This is a genomic window from Streptomyces sp. RK9, assembly GCF_045070545.1.
GTDB classification, from domain to species: Bacteria; Actinomycetota; Actinomycetes; order Streptomycetales; family Streptomycetaceae; genus Streptomyces; species Streptomyces alboflavus.
This window is the reverse complement of record NZ_CP173703.1, coordinates 1,630,925-1,646,587: the sequence shown is the minus strand read 5'-3', so window position 1 is coordinate 1,646,587 and position 15,663 is coordinate 1,630,925. Positions and strand designations below refer to the sequence as shown.

Sequence of the window (15,663 nt, the reverse complement as noted above, 5' to 3'; positions counted from 1 at the left end):
CTGAATCCGGCCTTCGCCGCCGGAGGCCCCGAGCGTCTCCCGCAGCGCGCTCAGTGGCCCCCTGCCGCAACCTGTCCCTCGTCGCCCCACCCCAACCGCAGCCCCCGCACCGTCTCCTCCGCCTCCCGCACCACCCTCTCCACCAGCTCCGCGCACGTCGGTACGTCGGCCAGCAGGCCCGCCACCTGGCCCGACGCCATCAGGCCGCGTTTCGGGTCGCCGTCCACCAGGGCGGACTTGAGCATCATCGGGGCGTTCGCCGCCAGGAGGACCTGGCTCCAGGTCAGGTCCTTGCCGCGCTTCATCGCCAGGCCGTCGCGGACCAGGCCGGGCCACGTCGTGCCGGAGACACGGCGGAACGCCGCCGCGTGGCGCACGGCACGGGGCAGGGAACGCAAGGGGCCCGCGCGCTCCAGAGCCGCCACGAGGTCCGTGCGGAGCATGCGGTGGGGGAGGCCGTCCACGCGCGTCGTGACCGTGATGTCCTTGACCGTCGCCGCGAGATAGCGGGCCTTCACCGCGTCCGGCACCGTCGACTCCGCGGTGAGGAGGAACCGCGTGCCCATCGCCACGCCCGCCGCGCCGTACGCGAGCGCCGCGACCAGGCCACGGCCGTCGTGGAAGCCGCCCGCGGCGATCACCGGGATGTCCACGGCGTCCACGACCTGGGGCAGCAGCACGGTCGTGGCGACCTCACCGGTGTGGCCGCCGCCCTCGCCGCCCTGCACGAGGACCGCGTCCGCGCCCCACGCCGCGACCTTCTCCGCGTGCCGCCGCGCCCCGACGGACGGGATCACCACGACGCCGCCGTCCTTCAGCTCGGCCATCAGGTCCTTCGACGGGGCCAGGGCGAACGACGCCACCCGGACGCCCTCCTCGACGATGATCCGTACCCGCTCCCGCGCGTCCCCCGCGTCCGCCCGCAGGTTCACGCCGAACGGCTCGTCCGTGCGGGACCTGACCTCCCGGACCGCCGCCCGCAGCCGCTCGGGCGTCATCGTCGCCGAGGCCAGGATCCCGAGCGCGCCCGCGTTCGCCACCGCCGACACCAGACGCGGTCCCGCCACCCACCCCATACCGGTCTGCACGAGGGGATGCCGCACCCCGGTGAGCCGGGTCAGGGCCGTCCGCGGGCCGGGTGCCGTCACCGGGCCCGCACCTCCCGGTCGCGCAGGGCGGACGGGTCCACCACCTCGCGGATCAGCCGGAGTTCGTCGGGAGAGGGGGGTCGCGTGCGGGGGATCCCGTCCGGCAGGGGGAGCGGGAAGCCCGTGGCGCCCTGGACCTCTTCGGGTGTCACCCCGGGGTGCAGGCTGACGACGCGCATCGAGCGGTCCGGCGTCGCGAAGTCGAAGACGCCGAGGTCCGAGACCACGCGGCGCAGCTCGTGGAAGCGCGTCGCCGACGGGCCCGCCGCCGCGGCGCTGTCGTACCCGACCCCGCAGATCATGTCGACGCGCTCGACGAACACACGCGGGGAGTGCCGGGGGATCCAGTAACTCACCGGGTTGTTCAGGGTGTTGACGGGGGCGCCGCGGACGCCGAGGAGCTGGCGGTCGGGGCGGCGCCAGTCGCCGACGCAGCTGATGTTCTGGTTGCCGAAGCGGTCGATCTGGCTGGCGCCCATCATCACGTGCCGGCGGCCGCCCATCACCATCGTCAGATGGCGGCGGTACGGCAGCCAGCCCTCCGTCACGGCGGACCGCGCCCCGACCGCCGGGACGTCCCCGATCAGCAGGGCCTCGCCGTCCGTGAGGAGCAGCTCGGGCGCGAACGTCAGCTTCGCCAGGCGCGCCGCGACCGAGGGGACCGTGCCCATGGGGGAGGCGAGCACCTCGCCGTCGCCGCGCCAGGCCTCGGCGCAGGCGAGAACGCAGTACTCGGCGCGGGTGGCCGTCGCGGGCCCGGTCGTCGCCGTCATCGCTGCTCCTTGTGCCAGGCCTCCACGGCCAGGTGATAGTCCTCCTCGCCGGTCCCGGCGAGGAAGCGGGCGCTGAAGTCCCCCCAGGTCTCCGGGGTGCGCGCGGCGGTGGCGTACTCCCTCTGGAACGCCTCGTCGCGGTCGTAGTCAGGCGCGCACGACGTGAAGTGCGCGCCGCGGGGCGTCTCGGCGACACCCGTCACCGCGTGCCGCGGGACCAGCAGGGTCTGGGGCGCGGCGTCCCGGGTCAGCTCGGCCGTGCCGACGATCCGCTCGCACGTCACGTACGCCGTGTCGGCGGCCTCGCAGAACAAGTCGTCGAAGTACGGATCGGGGCCCAGATACTGGGCGTTGCCGAGGGCGTCCGCGCGGTTCAGATGGACCAGGGCGGCGTCCATGCGCAGGGCGGGCACCGCCACCAGCTCCTCCCCGTCCGCGTACGGCGAAGCGACCGTCCGCAGCGTCGGGTTGACCCGCAGCACGTCCGAGCCGAGGCCCGCGCGCACGGGCAGGAACGGCAGTCGCTGGGCAGCCGCCGTCAGGCCTTGCATGAACATCGCCTCGTCCAGCTCCACCAGCTCGAAGGCGCCGCGCTCGCGGGCCGCCCGGAAGTGCGGCTCCAGCGGGATCGAGTCGAGCGTCACGAACGCCGTGACCAGCTTGCGGATGCGGCCCGCCGCGGCCAGCAGGCCCACATCAGGACCGCCGTACGCCACCACCGTCAGGTCCGTGACGTCCGAGCGCAGCAGCGCCCGCACCAGTGCCATCGGCTTGCGGCGCGAGCCCCAGCCGCCGATGCCGAGCGTCATGCCGCTCTCCAGGCGCCCCACGATCGCGTCGGGCGTCATCACCTTGCCGCTCATGACCGTCCCCCCTCCTTGCTGCGGACGTCGTCGTCGGTGTCCTCGCCGCCGTGGCCGTCGCTGTCGGGTCCCTTGCCGCCCCGTCGCTGGCTGTCGGGTCCCTTGCCGCCGTGGCCGTTTCCGCCGAAGCCGGCGCGGATCCGGTCGGCCAGGCCGCTGAGGTTCGCCTCGAACGTGAAGCCCTGCTCGAAGCGGTAGCTGCGGTGCACGTCGACCGGGTCGATGCCGTTGATCGCGGCCTTCGCCAGGCGCAGCAGCGTGCCGTCCTTGCGGGCGATCTCCTGGGCGAGCTCCAGGGCCGCCGCGCGCAGCTCCGCGCGCGGGACCACCCGCCACACCGAACCGTGGGCGTGCAGTTCGGCGGCGGTCGCCGTGCGCGAGGTGTAGTAGAGGGCGCGCATCAGGTGCTGGGGCACCAGGCGGGCCAGATGCGTCGCGGCGCCGAGCGCGCCGCGGTCCAGCTCCGGCAGCCCGAACGTGGCGTCGTCGCTCGCCACGACGGCGTCCGCGTTGCCCACCAGGCCGATGCCGCCGCCCAGGCAGAAGCCCTGCACGGCGGCGACGACCGGGACCTCGCAGGCGTACACCGCCGAGAAGGCCTCGGCGCAGCCGTGGTTGGCGCCGAGCAGCGCGTCGTGGCCGCGGTCGCGCTGCATCTCCTTGATGTCCACGCCCGCGTTGAACCCCCGGCCCGCCGCGGCGAGCACGACACAGCGCACGCCGGGGTCGCGGCCCGCGGCGCGCACCGCGTCCGCGAGGGCGTACCAACCGTGCACGGGCAGGGCGTTGACCGGTGCGTAGTCGACGGTGACGACGGCCACGCCCTCGTCCGCGACCGAGGTGGAGACAGGCATCAGAGGATCCGCTACCTTTCGACCAGAGCCCTCAACCAAACATTTGTTAGTTGCCTTCGAAAGGTAGCAGCCATGACTGACAAGGGACAGATGGTCGTGGTCACCGGCGGCACGCGCGGCGTCGGCGCCGGGATCGCCCGGCGCTTCCTGGCCGCCGGGGCGCGCGTCGTGATCTGTGCCCGCAGGCCGCCTGCCGCGCCCGTCGAAGTGGCGGGCATCGCCGCCGAGTTCCGCCCCCTGGACGTGCGCGACGCCGCGGCGGCCACCGACTTCTTCGCCGAGGTGGCGGCCGACCACGGCGGGATCGACGTCCTGGTGAACAACGCCGGCGGCACGCCGTTCGGCCTGCTCGCCGAGACGCCCGCGGCCCGCCAGACGAAGATCGTCGAGCTGAACCTGCTGTCGCCGCTCTACGCCTCCCTCGCCGCGTACGAGGTGATGCGCCGTCAGGCAACCGGCGGCGCCATCGTGATGATCGGCAGCGTCAGCGGCACCCGACCCTCACCCGGCTCCGGTGCCTACGGCGCCGCCAAGGCCGGTCTGGAGAACCTGGCGCGCACCATGGCCGTCGAGTGGGCGCCGCACGTGCGCGTGAACACCGTCGTCCTCGGCCTCACCCGCACCGAGAGTTCCCATCTGCACTACGGCGACGAGGAGGGCGTCGCGGCGGTCGGCCGCACGGTGCCGCTCGGCCGCCTCGCCGACCCGGCCGACGTCGGGGACGCCTGTGTCTTCCTCGCCTCCGAGGCCGCGCGGTACGTCAGCGGGGCGGCGCTGCACCTGCACGGCGGCGGCGAGCGGCCCGCGTTCCTCGACGCGGCCTCCGTCAACCACTGATGAAACGGTCACCGACGAAAGGGAGTTCCGCATGAACGCTGCCACCGGGTCCGGCCCCGGACCCGTCACCGGGCTCTGCGCGGGGCGTGTCGTGATCGTCACCGGTGCCGGGCGGGGCCTGGGGCGCGCGCACGCACGCGCGTACGCCGCAGAGGGCGCGCGGGTCGTCGTCAACGACCTGGGTGCGGGCCTCGACGGCTCCGGCTCCTCCGGGGACCCCGCGCACGGAGTCGTCGAGGAGATCCGCGCGGCGGGCGGCGAGGCGGTCGCGCACTACGGGGACATCGCCACCCCGGAGGGCGCCGCCTCCCTCGTCGCTGCTGCCCTGGAGACGTACGGGCGCCTGGACACCCTCGTGAACAATGCGGGGTTCCTGCGCGACCGGATGCTCGTGAACCTTGAAGAGGACGACTGGGACGCCGTCGTACGCGTCCACCTGAAGGGGCACTTCCTGCCCCTGAAGCACGCGGCCGCGCACTGGCGCACCGAGTCCAAGGCGGGTCGCGCACCGCGCGCGTGTGTCATCAACACCTCGTCCGGAGCAGGCCTGTCGGGCAGCGTCGGACAGGCCTGCTACAGCGCCGCCAAGGCCGGGATCCTCGGGCTCACTCTGGTCGCGTCCGCGGAACTCGCCGCCTACGGAGTGCGCGTCAACGCCATCGCGCCCGCCGCGCGGACCCGGATGACCGAGCGGACGTTCGCCGACACGATGGCCGCCCCCGTGGACGGCGGTTTCGACGCGATGGCCCCGGAGAACGTGTCCCCGCTGGTCGTCTGGCTCGGCTCGGACGCCTCCGCCGGGGTCACCGGCCGCGTCTTCGAGGCCGAGGCGGGCCGCATCACCGTCATGGAGGGCTGGCGGCCGGGGCCCGGCGCCGACAAGGGCGCCCGCTGGAGCGCCGCGGAGGCGGGCGAGGCGGCCCTGAAGCTGCTCTCCCGGGCCGAGGCGCCCCAGCCGGTGTACGGGGCGCGCTGACCCGGAGGGCGGGCCGACCGAGGGCGAGCTGCCCCCATGGGCGGGCCGACCCCGAGCCGCGCCGACCCGGCGTGCGGGCCGAACCCCGCAGGACGCGCGCCCCGCGTCCGGCCCCGGCGCAGGAGGCCGGGACCGGACCGGGACGCCGCCCCGGGGGCGGCCCGCCCGGGGCTCACACCTGCGAAGCCACCCGCACCGGCTCCGTGCCCTCCGCGCTGTGCCGTGCCGCCCAGTTCTCCAGGGAGGTGCGGCAGGCGTGGTCGAGGTGGCGCAGGTCCGTCAGGTCGACCTCGATCGGGCGGTCCTGGGGGAGTGCCTCCAGGGCGTCGAGGATCTTCGGGAGCCGCAGGAAGGTGGCGTTGCCCGACAGGTGGGCGCGGATGGGGCCCGCGCCCTTGTCGACGACCTCGATGTGCACGTGGGACGTCTCCCACGCCGTCTTGACGACCGCGAGCGCGAGGCCGATGAGGACGCCCTCGAACATGCTCACCGACACGATCGCGACGGCCGTCACGACCAGCACCACGGCCTCGCCCCGGTGGTCGCGCCACAGCCCCGCCAACTGCCGTACGGGCACCAGCTTGCAGCCCGCGTGCACCAGGACGCCCGCGAGCGCGGCGACCGGGATGAGGCCGAGCGCGGCGGGCAGCAGCGCCGCGAACAGCAGCAGCCACACGCCGTGCAGGACGCGCGACGCCTTCGTACGGGCACCGGCCTGGACGTTGGCGGCGCTGCGGACGATCACCGCGGTCATCGGGAGCGCGCCGAGGAGCCCGCACACCGTGTTGCCCGCGCCCTGCGCCACCAGCTCCTTGTCGTAGTCGGTGCGCGGGCCGTCGTGCAGGCGGTCCACGGCGGCCGCGCTGAACAGGCTCTCCGCGGACGCGATCAGGGCGAACGCGAGGACCGTGCCGATGGCGCCGAGGCCGAGGAGTTCACCGAAGGCGCCGCTGCCGGGCGGCTGCACGGCCTCGATCAATCCCTGCACCTCGACGGTCGCGACGGGCATCGAGAACAGCAGGGACACGCCGGTCGCCAGGGCGACGGCCGCGAGCGGCGCGGGGACGGTGCGGAACACGGCCGGGAGCCTGCGCCACAGCAGCAGCACCGCGACGGTGCCGGACCCGAGCGCGAACGCGGCCAGCGCGCGACCGGAGCCGAAGGTGTCGGCGAGCAGCTCCGGCAGCCCCCCGATCTTCGCGAGCCCGCTCGCGGGGGCCTCCTGGTCGGCGAGCGCGTACAGCTGTCCGGCGATCAGGACGAGCCCGATCCCGGCGAGCATGCCCTCGACGACGGCGACGGATATCGCGCGGAAGAACCGGCCGAGCCGCAGTGCGCCCATGGCCAGTTGGAGCAGGCCCGCGGCGAGGACGAGCGCGCCGAGCGCGGGGAGGCCGAACTCCTGCACGGCCTCGTACACGAGGACGGTCATGCCGGCGGCGGGGCCGCTGACCTGGAGGCTGCTGCCGGGAAGGAGCCCGGTGACGATGCCTCCGACGATGCCGGTGATCAGGCCGAGTTCGGCGGGTACGCCGGACGCGACGGCGACACCCACGCACAGGGGGAGTGCGACGAGGAAGACCACCACGGAGGCGGTGAGATCGTGCCGTCGGTCTCCGGAGACCTTTAACAGCGAACGGGCACGGAGAAGGGAACGGTCAAGGAATGGCTGCATGGGGGAATGACTCCTGAGCGCCACGGGGGCGTGTAGGTGCTCGGTGTGACATGGGATCGGTACGGACCGGCACGGCGACGTGTGTGGGGGTCGCGGGTGCCGGTGCGATGGCACCGATCAGCAGCGGAAGACCTGGAGCAGGGAGGGCAGTTCACGGCCCGCGGGTCTGCTCTCGTCGTACGCGACGAGGCGCGGCAGCGACGGCCGCGCGGCGGGCGCGTCCGACGTCACGTGGACGGCGGGGGCCACATGCCCGTCGGTGACGGGGCACGCGTGCGGCCTGGCCCGGACCCGCATGTGCTCGGACCCGGCCGCCGCTCCCGCGGGCCCGTCACAGGCCGACGAGACGACGGACTGCCTGGCCTCGACGGCGAGCCCCGCGACCGCACCGCCGCCGGATCCGGGCCCGAAGCACTGGAGGACGACGAACAGCACGGCGGCCAGCGCGGTGAACACCCAGGGGTGTCCGCCGAGTCGGGGCACGTGCTCACCTCCGTGCGTGAAGTTCCACGATCATCTCGAAACTTAAGGCACGGATGTGTCACGGGGGTGACTTGACGGTGACGTGTGCTGCTTCTCACGTGCGCGGCAGGCCTGGTCACGGCCGGTGCGGGCGAGCGCGGGGCCCACGGAGGCGGATCCCGGAGGGTCGGCTGAGCGCGTGCGTCGCTCACCGCCGGTTCAGCGCGCGGTCGGTGAGGACTTTCGCGCAGCCGGTCCAGTGGGTGGGGTCGGTGAGTTCGGTGAGTCTGGTGAGGTCGGGTACGGGGGGTGTGGGGGTGTCGGGGGCGTGTGGTCGGGGCGGGAGGGTCGACAGTTCGGCTGCCAGGGCCTCCGCCAGGGTGGTGGCGCCCGCCTTGACCCTCGCCGCCGCCTGGGACACCAGGGCAGTGGCGCGGGCGCGGCCGAGGGTCGGGGTCAGTTCCACGACGACGCGTTCGGATGTGAGGAGGCCCGCCGTGAGGTCCAGGTGGGCGCGCATCGTGGCCGGGTGGACCTGGAGGTGGGCGCACAGGTCCACCGCGTCGCGGGCCGCGCCGCCGACCAGGCGCAGGAGGTCCCGCAGGGGCTCCCACTCGGCGTGCCAGGAGCCGGGCGGGCGTTCGTCGGCGGCGGGCAGCGAGGCGTACAGCGTGGCCGCGAGGGCGGGCGCGCGCTGGGCCGCGGCGGCGATCAGGGTCGCGCGGACCGGGTTCGCCTTGTGCGGCATCGCGGACGAGCCGCCCGCCGCGCCTTCGGACAGCTCACCGATCTCCGTGCGGCAGAGCGTGAGCACGTCGGCGGCGAGCTTGCCGAGCGCCCCGGCGGTGAGGGCGAGCGCCGCGGCGAGGTCCGCCAGGGGGGTGCGGAGGGTGTGCCACGGCAGGTCGGGTTCGGAGAGGTTCAACTCGGCGGCGTAGGTGGTGATGAGACGGAGCGTCAGATCTTGTGCGTCGGGTGCGTGCGGTTCGTGTGGTCCGTCGGGTCCGGCGGTCCCGTACGCCTGCGTCGCCGCCAGCGTCCCCACCGCCCCACCCAACTGCACCGGCAGCCCTCCCCGCACCCGCGCCGCACGGTCCCGCGCGTCCAGGACCAGCGCCCGCCACCCGGCCGCCTTCAGGCCGAACGTCGTCGGCGCCGCGTGCTGGGTGAGCGTGCGGCCCGGCATCACCGTGTCCCGGTGGGCCCGGGCCAGGCGGGCCAACTCCCCTTCCAGGCAGGCGAGGTCGGCAAGGAGCAGGTCAAGTGTCCGCGCCGCCACCAGCATCGCCGCCGTGTCCAGGATGTCCTGGCTGGTCGCGCCCCGGTGGACGTACGGCGCCGCCTCCGGAGACACCGCCGCCGTCAGGTCCGCCACCAGCGGGATCACCGGATTGCCGCCCGCCCGGGCCCGCACCGCGAGGGCGCGCGCGTCGAAGCGGGCGGCGTCGGCGGCAGCGGTGACCTCGGCCGCCGCCGACGCCGGTGCCGCGCCCAGCGCCGCCTGCGCCCGCGTCAGCGCCGCCTCCGCGTCGAGCAGGGCCTGGAGGAACGCCCGGTCGCTCGTGGCGCGCTCCGCGGGCGAGCCCGCACGCCCCGGGGCCAGCAGGCCGACGTCGAGGTCGGGGCATTCCCCCGAAGCGGGCGCCGCGCCGCTCACGCCATCCGCCGCGTCCCGCACTTCGTGCGCGCCACCGCTCACGGGAACTCCAGGAACACCGTCTCGCCCTCCCCCTGGAGGTGTATGTCGAAGCGGTAGGTGCCCGGTGGCCCCGCCTGGGCGAGGAGCGTCGCGCGGCGGCCCGCGTCCAAGGCCGTGAGCAGGGTGTCGTCGGGGTCGTCGCGCAGGTACGCGCGGGTGAACAGGTGGTTCAGGAGGCCGCGGGCGAAGAGGGCGACCGACAGGTAGGGGACGCCGCCGGGCGGAAGGGTGTGGATCGCCCAGTGGCCGTCCGCGTCCGTGGGCACGCGGCCGAAACCCGTGAACGTGACGCCGTCGCGGCCGGCCGGGCGGCCGGTCACGGGGTCGCGGCGCAGCGAGCCGGGCGCGCCCGCGCGGGAGCCGTCCGGCGCGGGCTGCCAGATCTCGAGGAGGGCGTCGTGGACGGGGACCCCGGCGCCGTCGTACACGTAGCCGTGGAGGGTGATCGTGTCGGGGTGGGCGAGAGGCGCGATCTCGGGGCCGCCGGGGGCGGGCAGGGCGTGGCCGAAGAAGGGGCCGATGGTCTGCGAGGGGGTGGGGGCGTGCGGTGCCGGCGCCGGACCTCGCCGCCCTTGCGCCGCCACCGCGCCCCGTTCCCCTTGCGCCGCCACCGCGCCCCGCTGTCCTTGCGCCGTCACCGTGCCCCGCCTTCCTCGAAGAGCGTCGCGGACGGGCCGTCCAGGACGACGTCCCAGCGGTAGCCGAGCGACCACTCGGGGACCGACAGGTCATGGTCGTACGCGGCCACGAGCCGGGCCCGCGCCGCCTCGTCGGTGACCGAGTGCAGCACCGGGTCGAGGGCGAGGAGCGGGTCGCCGGGGAAGTACATCTGCGTCACCAGGCGCTGTGCGAACGCCGTGCCGAAGAAGGAGAAGTGCAGGTGGGCGGGGCGCCAGGCGTTGTCGTGGTTGCGCCACGCGTAGGCACCCGGCCTGATCGTCGTGAAGGTGTACGTGCCGTCGTCGTCGGTCAGACAGCGGCCGCAGCCGGTGAAGTTCGGGTCGAGGGGCGCCGCGTGCTGATCGCGGCGGTGGGCGTACCTGCCGGCCGCGTTGGTCTGCCACAGCTCGACCAACTGGCCGCGGACCGGCCGCCCCTGACGGTCCCTGACCCGCCCGGTGACCGTGATCCGCTCCCCGATCGGCTCGCCCGTGTGCTGCCGGGTCAGATCGCCGTCCAGCGCCGTGACGTCGGTGACGCCGAAGACGGGGCCGGTCAGCTCCACGGCGTCGGGGTCGCGGACCTGGACGAGCGGGCCGCGCGGGGTGCGGAGTTCGAGGCTGCGATAGGGCGGGGGAGAGGGGGCGATGGTCATGGTCGGGTGCTCCTCCCTGAGCGGTGTGAGGGGTGCGCGGGCCCGGACCTGCCGGGGGTGTGCGGGGCCTGCGCGGGCTCGGCCGGGTCGGGGGTGTGCGGGGCCCGCGCGGACTCGGCCTGCTGGGGGACCTGCGGGGCCGCAGGCCGCCGGTGGGCGGCGCGCGTCCCGGGAATCCGAACCCGCACCTCCGCCGCCGTCCGCGCGAGGACCTCGTCGACGGCGACACCCGGCGCGCACTCGACGAGTGCGAGCCCGTCGTCGGTGACGTCGAGGACCGCGAGGTCGGTGATGATCCGGTGCACGCAGGCCCGGCCGGTCAGCGGCAGGTCGCACTCCTCGACGACCTTCGGGGAGCCGTCCTTCGCGGTGTGCGCCATCGTCACGATGACCGTGCGCGCGCCGTGCACGAGGTCCATCGCCCCGCCGATGCCGGTGACGAGCCTGCCGGGCACGGCCCAGTTGGCGAGGTCCCCGCGCGCGGACACCTGCATCGCGCCGAGCACCGCCACGTCGATGTGGCCGCCGCGGATCATCCCGAAGGACAGCGCGGAGTCGAAGTACGCGGCACCCGGCAGGACGGTCACCGTCTCCTTGCCCGCGTTGATCAGGTCGGGGTCCACCGCGTCGGGCGCCGGATAGGGGCCGACGCCGAGGATCCCGTTCTCCGAGTGCAGGACCACCCGCACGCCGGGCGGCAGCTGGTTGGGGATGAGGGTGGGCAGGCCGATGCCGAGGTTCACGTACTGGCCGTCGCGCAGCTCCCGTGCCGCGCGGGCCGCCATCTGCTCACGGGTCCAGGCCATCAGGAGCTCACCGTCCGGTTCTCGACGCGTTTGGCGGCGGCCTCGGCCGGACTCAGCTCCACCACCCGCCGGACGAACACACCCGGCAGGTGCACCGCGTCCGGGTCGAGCGCGCCGGGCTCCACCAGCTCCTCCACCTCGGCGACCGTCACCCTCCCCGCCATCGCGGCGAGCGGGTTGAAGTTCCGGCTCGCCCGGGCGAACACCAGGTTCCCGTGCCGGTCGCCCCGCGCCGCCCGTACCAGCGCGAACTCGGTGCGGATGGCGTGCTCCAGGACGTACGGGACGCCGTCGAACTCCCGGACCTCCTTGGGCGGCGACGCCACCGCGACCCCGCCCCGGCCGTCGTACCGCACCGGCAGACCGCCCTCGGCGACCTGCGTGCCCACCCCGGCCGGGGTGTAGAACGCGGGGATGCCCGAGCCCCCGGCCCGCAGCCGCTCCGCGAGCGTGCCCTGCGGGATCAGCTCGACGTCCAGCTCACCGGCCAGGTACTGGCGGGCGAACTCCTTGTTGGCGCCGATGTACGAGCCCGTCACGCGCGCGATGCGGCCCGCCGCGAGGAGCACGGCGAGGCCTGTGTCCAGGGCGCCGCAGTTGTTCGACACGACGTGCAGACCCGCCACGCCGCGGGCGTGCAGCGCCTCGATCAGTACGGTCGGCACCCCGCTGAGCCCGAACCCGCCGACAGCCAGGGAGGCGCCGTCCGGGATGTCGGCCACCGCGTCCGCGGCCGAAGCGACCACCTTGTCCATCCGGGCAGGCCTCGTCTCTCTCGCCGAGATTTCATCAGCACACTGACTATTTCCGTGGACCTCGGACTCACGCTGCCACCGCCACCTGAAGCCGTCAAGACGCCTACGGACCACTCGACTTGGAGATATCGTTCAGTGCACCGACCAATACCTTCCGGCAGTACTTGCCGGCGTGTGAGGAGCAGCCATGGCCGCGGTGGACCTGAGCACCCACCCGGGCCACCTGGCCCGGCGCCTGCAGCAGGCACACCACCTGCTGTGGAACGCGATGGTCTCCGAGGAGATCACCTCACCGCAGTTCGCGGTCCTGAACGCCCTGATCGCCGAGCCGGGACTCGACCAGCGCGGCGTGGGCGAGCGGGTGCGCCTGGACCGCTCCACCGTCGCCGACGTCGTCGGCAGGCTCACCCGCAGGGACCTCCTCGACAAGGTCCGCGACCCGCAGGACGGCCGCCGCGCCCTGCTGCGCCCCACCGCCGAGGGCAGGCGCGTCCACCGCCGTCTCACGGTGCGCGCGGCCCGGATGAACGAAGTCCTCCTCGCGCCGCTGGCCGACGAGGAGCGGGCGCTGTTCCTCGGCCTGATCCAGCGGGTCGCCGACGCGGCGGAGCGTCTGCGCGACCCTCTGGCCGACACCGTCACGCCTTCGTGAACACCACCCACACAGGACCCTTCGCGAACGGCAGCGGCTTGCCCCCGGGTGTGGTGAACTCCGTCCCGTCGGCCGCCGTCCGCCGCTCCCAGCGCGCCTCGTAGGAGCGGCCGTCGCGCAGCACCTGGGCCCTGCCCTCGCCGACGGAGCGGGTCAGCGGCGAGGAGTTGCCCGAGCGGTCGTGGAAGCGGGAGTCACGGATGTCGACGTGCTGGACCACCACCGTCGCGGCGGACAGCGCCTTGCCCGCGGAGGTACGGGCCGGGGTGCCGTCCATCGCGATGTGCCAGCGCCCCTCGTACTCGACCCACGTGAAGGCGAAGCGCGCCGACGGGAAGCGGACCGTGCGCCGCGTCTCCGGTGTGCCGCCCGCCGGGCGCGGGCCGAACGTGAAGCCGGTGCTGTCCAGGCCGCGCGCCTCGGCCTTGACGCCGAGCGCGGCGGGCCGCAGATAGAGGTTGTGCGGGGCGGGCTTGCCGTCGCCGCGGTAGTACGCACGGCCTGGGGCCTTGCCCGGCGGCAGCGGGCGCAGCGGCGCCCGGTCGATCAGCGGGAGCAGCTTGGACTGCGCGCCCGAGAAGGCGAGCGCCGGATCGTCGAACTGGCGCAGCAGGTCCAGGTCCGTCTCGCGGGCGCTGCGCACCGGGCCGACGACGGGCGGCAGCTTGCTCGCGTAGACCGCCATCAGGCGGCTCAGACCCGCCTCCACCTGCTCGACGTACACGACGTCCGCCGCGTCGAGGCCCGTCTGCGGGCGCGCGGGACCCACGTTGTCGATCTTCACGGCGAGCACGCGGCCGCCGTCCCCGGAGCCGGACCGCTTGCCGTCGCCGTCCCGGTCCGTCTTCAGCGTGCAGCCCGCGGCGAGCGCGGCGACGACCGCCACCGCCGTCACCGCGCGCCACACCCGTACCCGCTGCCGCACGCGTCCCTGTGCTTGCCGTGTCATGCCGGGGATGTACCCCGAACCGAGGACTTCTCAGCCCAGATCGAGGAGATTGGGCAGGCCGAGCCGGTACCGGACGCGGTCGTGGCGCCGCAGGCCCTCGATCTCCGGGGCGCGGTACAGCGGCGTCACCTCGCACCGCTTCTGGTCCGAGCCCACCCGGTCGAGCAGCGCGTTCACGGCCTGGCGGGCCGCGGCATTGGCGCCCTCCATGGTGGCCAGGTCGATGTCGACGGCCACGTAGTCGCCCGCGAGGAACAGGTTCGGGATCTTCGTCGCGGCCGACGGGCGGTTGCGCAGGGTGCCCACCGGATGGATGAGCAGCTCGTCCTCGTTGGTCGGGTTCGGGCCGCCGATGCCGTCGACGCCGGGGTCGAGGAACCACGAGTGCAGCGTGGAGTCCTTGAGGGCCGTCTTGCCGGTGTCGTTCAGGGACGCCTTGAGCTGCGCCCACACCTCGCGCGCCACCTCGTCGCGCGTGCACTGCTTGGCCGTCTTGCCGTAGAGCATCCCCGGCTTGTCCCACTCGGAGATGTCCACCGACAGACAGTCCACCGCCGTGCCGTCGCCGTAGTCCGCGGGGAAGTCACGGCCCTTCCAGTGCGCGGCCTGCGCGATGCCGGTCAGGGACCACGGCGAGTCGATGCAGTTGAAGTGCCCCTCGACGACGTCGGGCCGCTCCGTCAGATAGAACTGGATGCCCGTCATCCAGTCCGTCTTGAGCTGGTCACAGCGCGCCAGCTGCGGGTCCGCGGCCTTGAGTTCACGACTCCAGGTCCTGCGCGCGTGTTCGACCGGCATGGCCTGTACGTAGTGGTCGGCGACCACGTCCTCGCGCCTGCCGTCGGGGTTCTCGACGACCGTCTTCGTGATCCGGCCGCCGCCGTACGCCAGCTCGCGCACCGTCCAGCCGACGCGGAACTCCACGCCGAGCGCCTTCAGATGCGTCACCCACGGGTCGATCCACGCCTCGTTGGTCGGCGCGTTCAGGATGCGGTCCGGCGGGCCGTCCGCGCCCCGCCCGAGCGCGTTGAACACGAGCGCCTCGCCGAGCGTGCCGACCGTGCGGGTGCTGGCCTCCTCGGCCTTCGTCGCCACGATGTTGCGCGTCACGCCGATCGCGAGGACCCGCTGGTAGTCCTTCGACATCTGCTCGGCGCGCACGAACTCCCACCACGGCGTCGACTCCCAGTCGTCGTCACGGCGCTCGTCGCAGCTCGTCAGGAAGACCAGGGCGCGGTTCACGAAGTACGCGACCTCATGACCGGGGATGCTCGTGGCCGTGTCGAGCAGGGCCGTGAGGGCGCTGGCGATGTCGTCCTTGTCGAGGTGGGCCGGGTCGCCCGTGTGCTGGGGGATGGGCAGCCGGATGTCCTCGCGGCCGCCGGAGCGGGCGAAGCTCATCTCGGGCGGGCTGACGAGGTTGTCCCAGACGCCGTTCCTGTTGCCCGGGAACGGGATGCGCCGCATGGTGTCCGGCAGGTTGTGATAGATCCCCGGGATGAACCGGAAGCCGTGCTCCCCGGGGAGCGGCCTGCGGTTCCCCTTCGCGCTGTTCGGTACGTCCATGCTGCGCGCCTTGCCGCCCAGCGCCCTGCGCTCGTACACGGTCACGGCGAAGCCGCGCTCCACCAGCTCGTGGGCGGCGGTCAGGCCGGCCACGCCGCCGCCGAGCACGGCGACCTTCTGTCCCGCCCTCGGCTTCGCGTCGGCGGCGTGCGCCGGAGCTGGGAGCACCCCTGCCCCCACCCCCAGCGCGACCGCGCCGCCGACGGTCGCCGTCCGCGCGACGAACGCCCTCCGCGTACTCGTCCCCCGACCGCCCGCCTGCGGCTCCGTGTGCCCCATGCCCGTCCCCCTTACCCTCGGTAACTAGCGTGTCGGGGGCGGAGCTTACGGTTA

General features: G+C 74.1%; 15 protein-coding genes and 1 pseudogene. 3 read left to right on the top strand and 13 right to left on the bottom strand.

Features of this window, described 5'->3' with window-relative positions:
• Positions 1-50: 50 nt before the first annotated feature.
• The 4 genes from AB6L24_RS06395 to AB6L24_RS06380 are packed head-to-tail and all read right to left on the bottom strand — an operon-like array spanning position 51 to position 3,638.
• A complete protein-coding gene (locus AB6L24_RS06395; protein WP_405653040.1) occupies positions 51-1,148 on the bottom strand; it encodes an NAD(P)H-dependent flavin oxidoreductase in 1,098 nt (365 codons plus the stop codon).
• The gene (locus AB6L24_RS06390; protein WP_405653038.1) at positions 1,145-1,921 is read right to left on the bottom strand and encodes a CoA-transferase subunit beta; all 777 of its coding nucleotides are present in this window, start codon (positions 1,919-1,921) and stop codon (positions 1,145-1,147) included. Before AB6L24_RS06390 ends, AB6L24_RS06395 begins: the two co-directional genes overlap by 4 nt.
• Complete coding sequence (locus AB6L24_RS06385) at positions 1,918-2,784, bottom strand: CoA transferase subunit A (protein ID WP_405653036.1); 867 nt, start codon at positions 2,782-2,784, stop codon at positions 1,918-1,920. The genes AB6L24_RS06390 and AB6L24_RS06385 overlap by 4 nt, the downstream gene beginning before the upstream one ends.
• Positions 2,781-3,638, bottom strand: a complete 858-nt coding sequence (locus AB6L24_RS06380; protein ID WP_405653034.1) for an enoyl-CoA hydratase family protein — start codon at positions 3,636-3,638, stop codon at positions 2,781-2,783. The genes AB6L24_RS06385 and AB6L24_RS06380 overlap by 4 nt, the downstream gene beginning before the upstream one ends.
• 72 nt (positions 3,639-3,710) lie before the next feature.
• On the opposite strand from AB6L24_RS06380, the gene AB6L24_RS06375 reads away from it, so the two are divergent.
• The gene (locus tag AB6L24_RS06375; protein ID WP_405653031.1) at positions 3,711-4,475 is read left to right on the top strand and encodes an SDR family oxidoreductase; all 765 of its coding nucleotides are present in this window, start codon (positions 3,711-3,713) and stop codon (positions 4,473-4,475) included.
• A gap of 31 nt (positions 4,476-4,506) precedes the next feature.
• Positions 4,507-5,451, top strand: a complete 945-nt coding sequence (locus tag AB6L24_RS06370; RefSeq protein ID WP_405653029.1) for an SDR family oxidoreductase — start codon at positions 4,507-4,509, stop codon at positions 5,449-5,451.
• A 172-nt stretch (positions 5,452-5,623) separates the two neighbouring features.
• Here AB6L24_RS06370 and AB6L24_RS06365 read toward each other — a convergent pair whose 3' ends face one another.
• The 7 genes and pseudogenes from AB6L24_RS06365 to AB6L24_RS06335 all read right to left on the bottom strand — a co-directional run bounded on the left by AB6L24_RS06365 (position 5,624) and on the right by AB6L24_RS06335 (position 12,163).
• Entirely contained in the window at positions 5,624-7,126 is a 1,503-nt protein-coding gene (locus AB6L24_RS06365; RefSeq protein WP_380856016.1) for a SulP family inorganic anion transporter, read from the bottom strand.
• 117 nt (positions 7,127-7,243) lie between these two features.
• Complete coding sequence (locus tag AB6L24_RS06360; protein WP_405653027.1) at positions 7,244-7,609, bottom strand: hypothetical protein; 366 nt, start codon at positions 7,607-7,609, stop codon at positions 7,244-7,246.
• Positions 7,610-7,796: 187 nt separating this feature from the next.
• The gene (gene pcaB / locus AB6L24_RS06355; protein ID WP_405657059.1) at positions 7,797-9,245 is read right to left on the bottom strand and encodes a 3-carboxy-cis,cis-muconate cycloisomerase; all 1,449 of its coding nucleotides are present in this window, start codon (positions 9,243-9,245) and stop codon (positions 7,797-7,799) included.
• A gap of 38 nt (positions 9,246-9,283) precedes the next feature.
• A complete protein-coding gene (pcaG, locus tag AB6L24_RS06350; RefSeq protein WP_405657058.1) occupies positions 9,284-9,871 on the bottom strand; it encodes a protocatechuate 3,4-dioxygenase subunit alpha in 588 nt (195 codons plus the stop codon).
• A gap of 50 nt (positions 9,872-9,921) precedes the next feature.
• Positions 9,922-10,602, bottom strand: a complete 681-nt coding sequence (gene pcaH / locus AB6L24_RS06345) for a protocatechuate 3,4-dioxygenase subunit beta (RefSeq protein ID WP_405653025.1) — start codon at positions 10,600-10,602, stop codon at positions 9,922-9,924.
• Between the two features lie 185 nt (positions 10,603-10,787).
• Positions 10,788-11,408 (bottom strand): annotated as a pseudogene (locus AB6L24_RS06340) (CoA transferase subunit B); the annotation flags it as partial.
• Positions 11,408-12,163, bottom strand: coding sequence for a CoA transferase subunit A (locus AB6L24_RS06335; RefSeq protein WP_405653023.1), 756 nt, complete (start codon positions 12,161-12,163; stop codon positions 11,408-11,410). The gene AB6L24_RS06335 and the pseudogene AB6L24_RS06340, both read right to left, overlap by 1 nt.
• Positions 12,164-12,350: 187 nt before the next feature.
• Here AB6L24_RS06335 and AB6L24_RS06330 point away from each other — a divergent pair, with 187 nt between their 5' ends.
• Positions 12,351-12,815, top strand: coding sequence for a MarR family winged helix-turn-helix transcriptional regulator (locus AB6L24_RS06330; protein WP_405653021.1), 465 nt, complete (start codon positions 12,351-12,353; stop codon positions 12,813-12,815).
• Here AB6L24_RS06330 and AB6L24_RS06325 read toward each other — a convergent pair.
• Positions 12,802-13,764 (bottom strand): DUF3048 domain-containing protein, encoded by a 963-nt coding sequence (locus AB6L24_RS06325; protein ID WP_405653019.1) that lies wholly within the window; start codon positions 13,762-13,764, stop codon positions 12,802-12,804. The genes AB6L24_RS06330 and AB6L24_RS06325 overlap by 14 nt on opposite strands.
• Positions 13,765-13,794: 30 nt before the next feature.
• The gene (locus AB6L24_RS06320) at positions 13,795-15,609 is read right to left on the bottom strand and encodes an FAD-dependent oxidoreductase (protein WP_405653017.1); all 1,815 of its coding nucleotides are present in this window, start codon (positions 15,607-15,609) and stop codon (positions 13,795-13,797) included.
• Between the last annotated feature and the right edge of the window lie 54 nt (positions 15,610-15,663).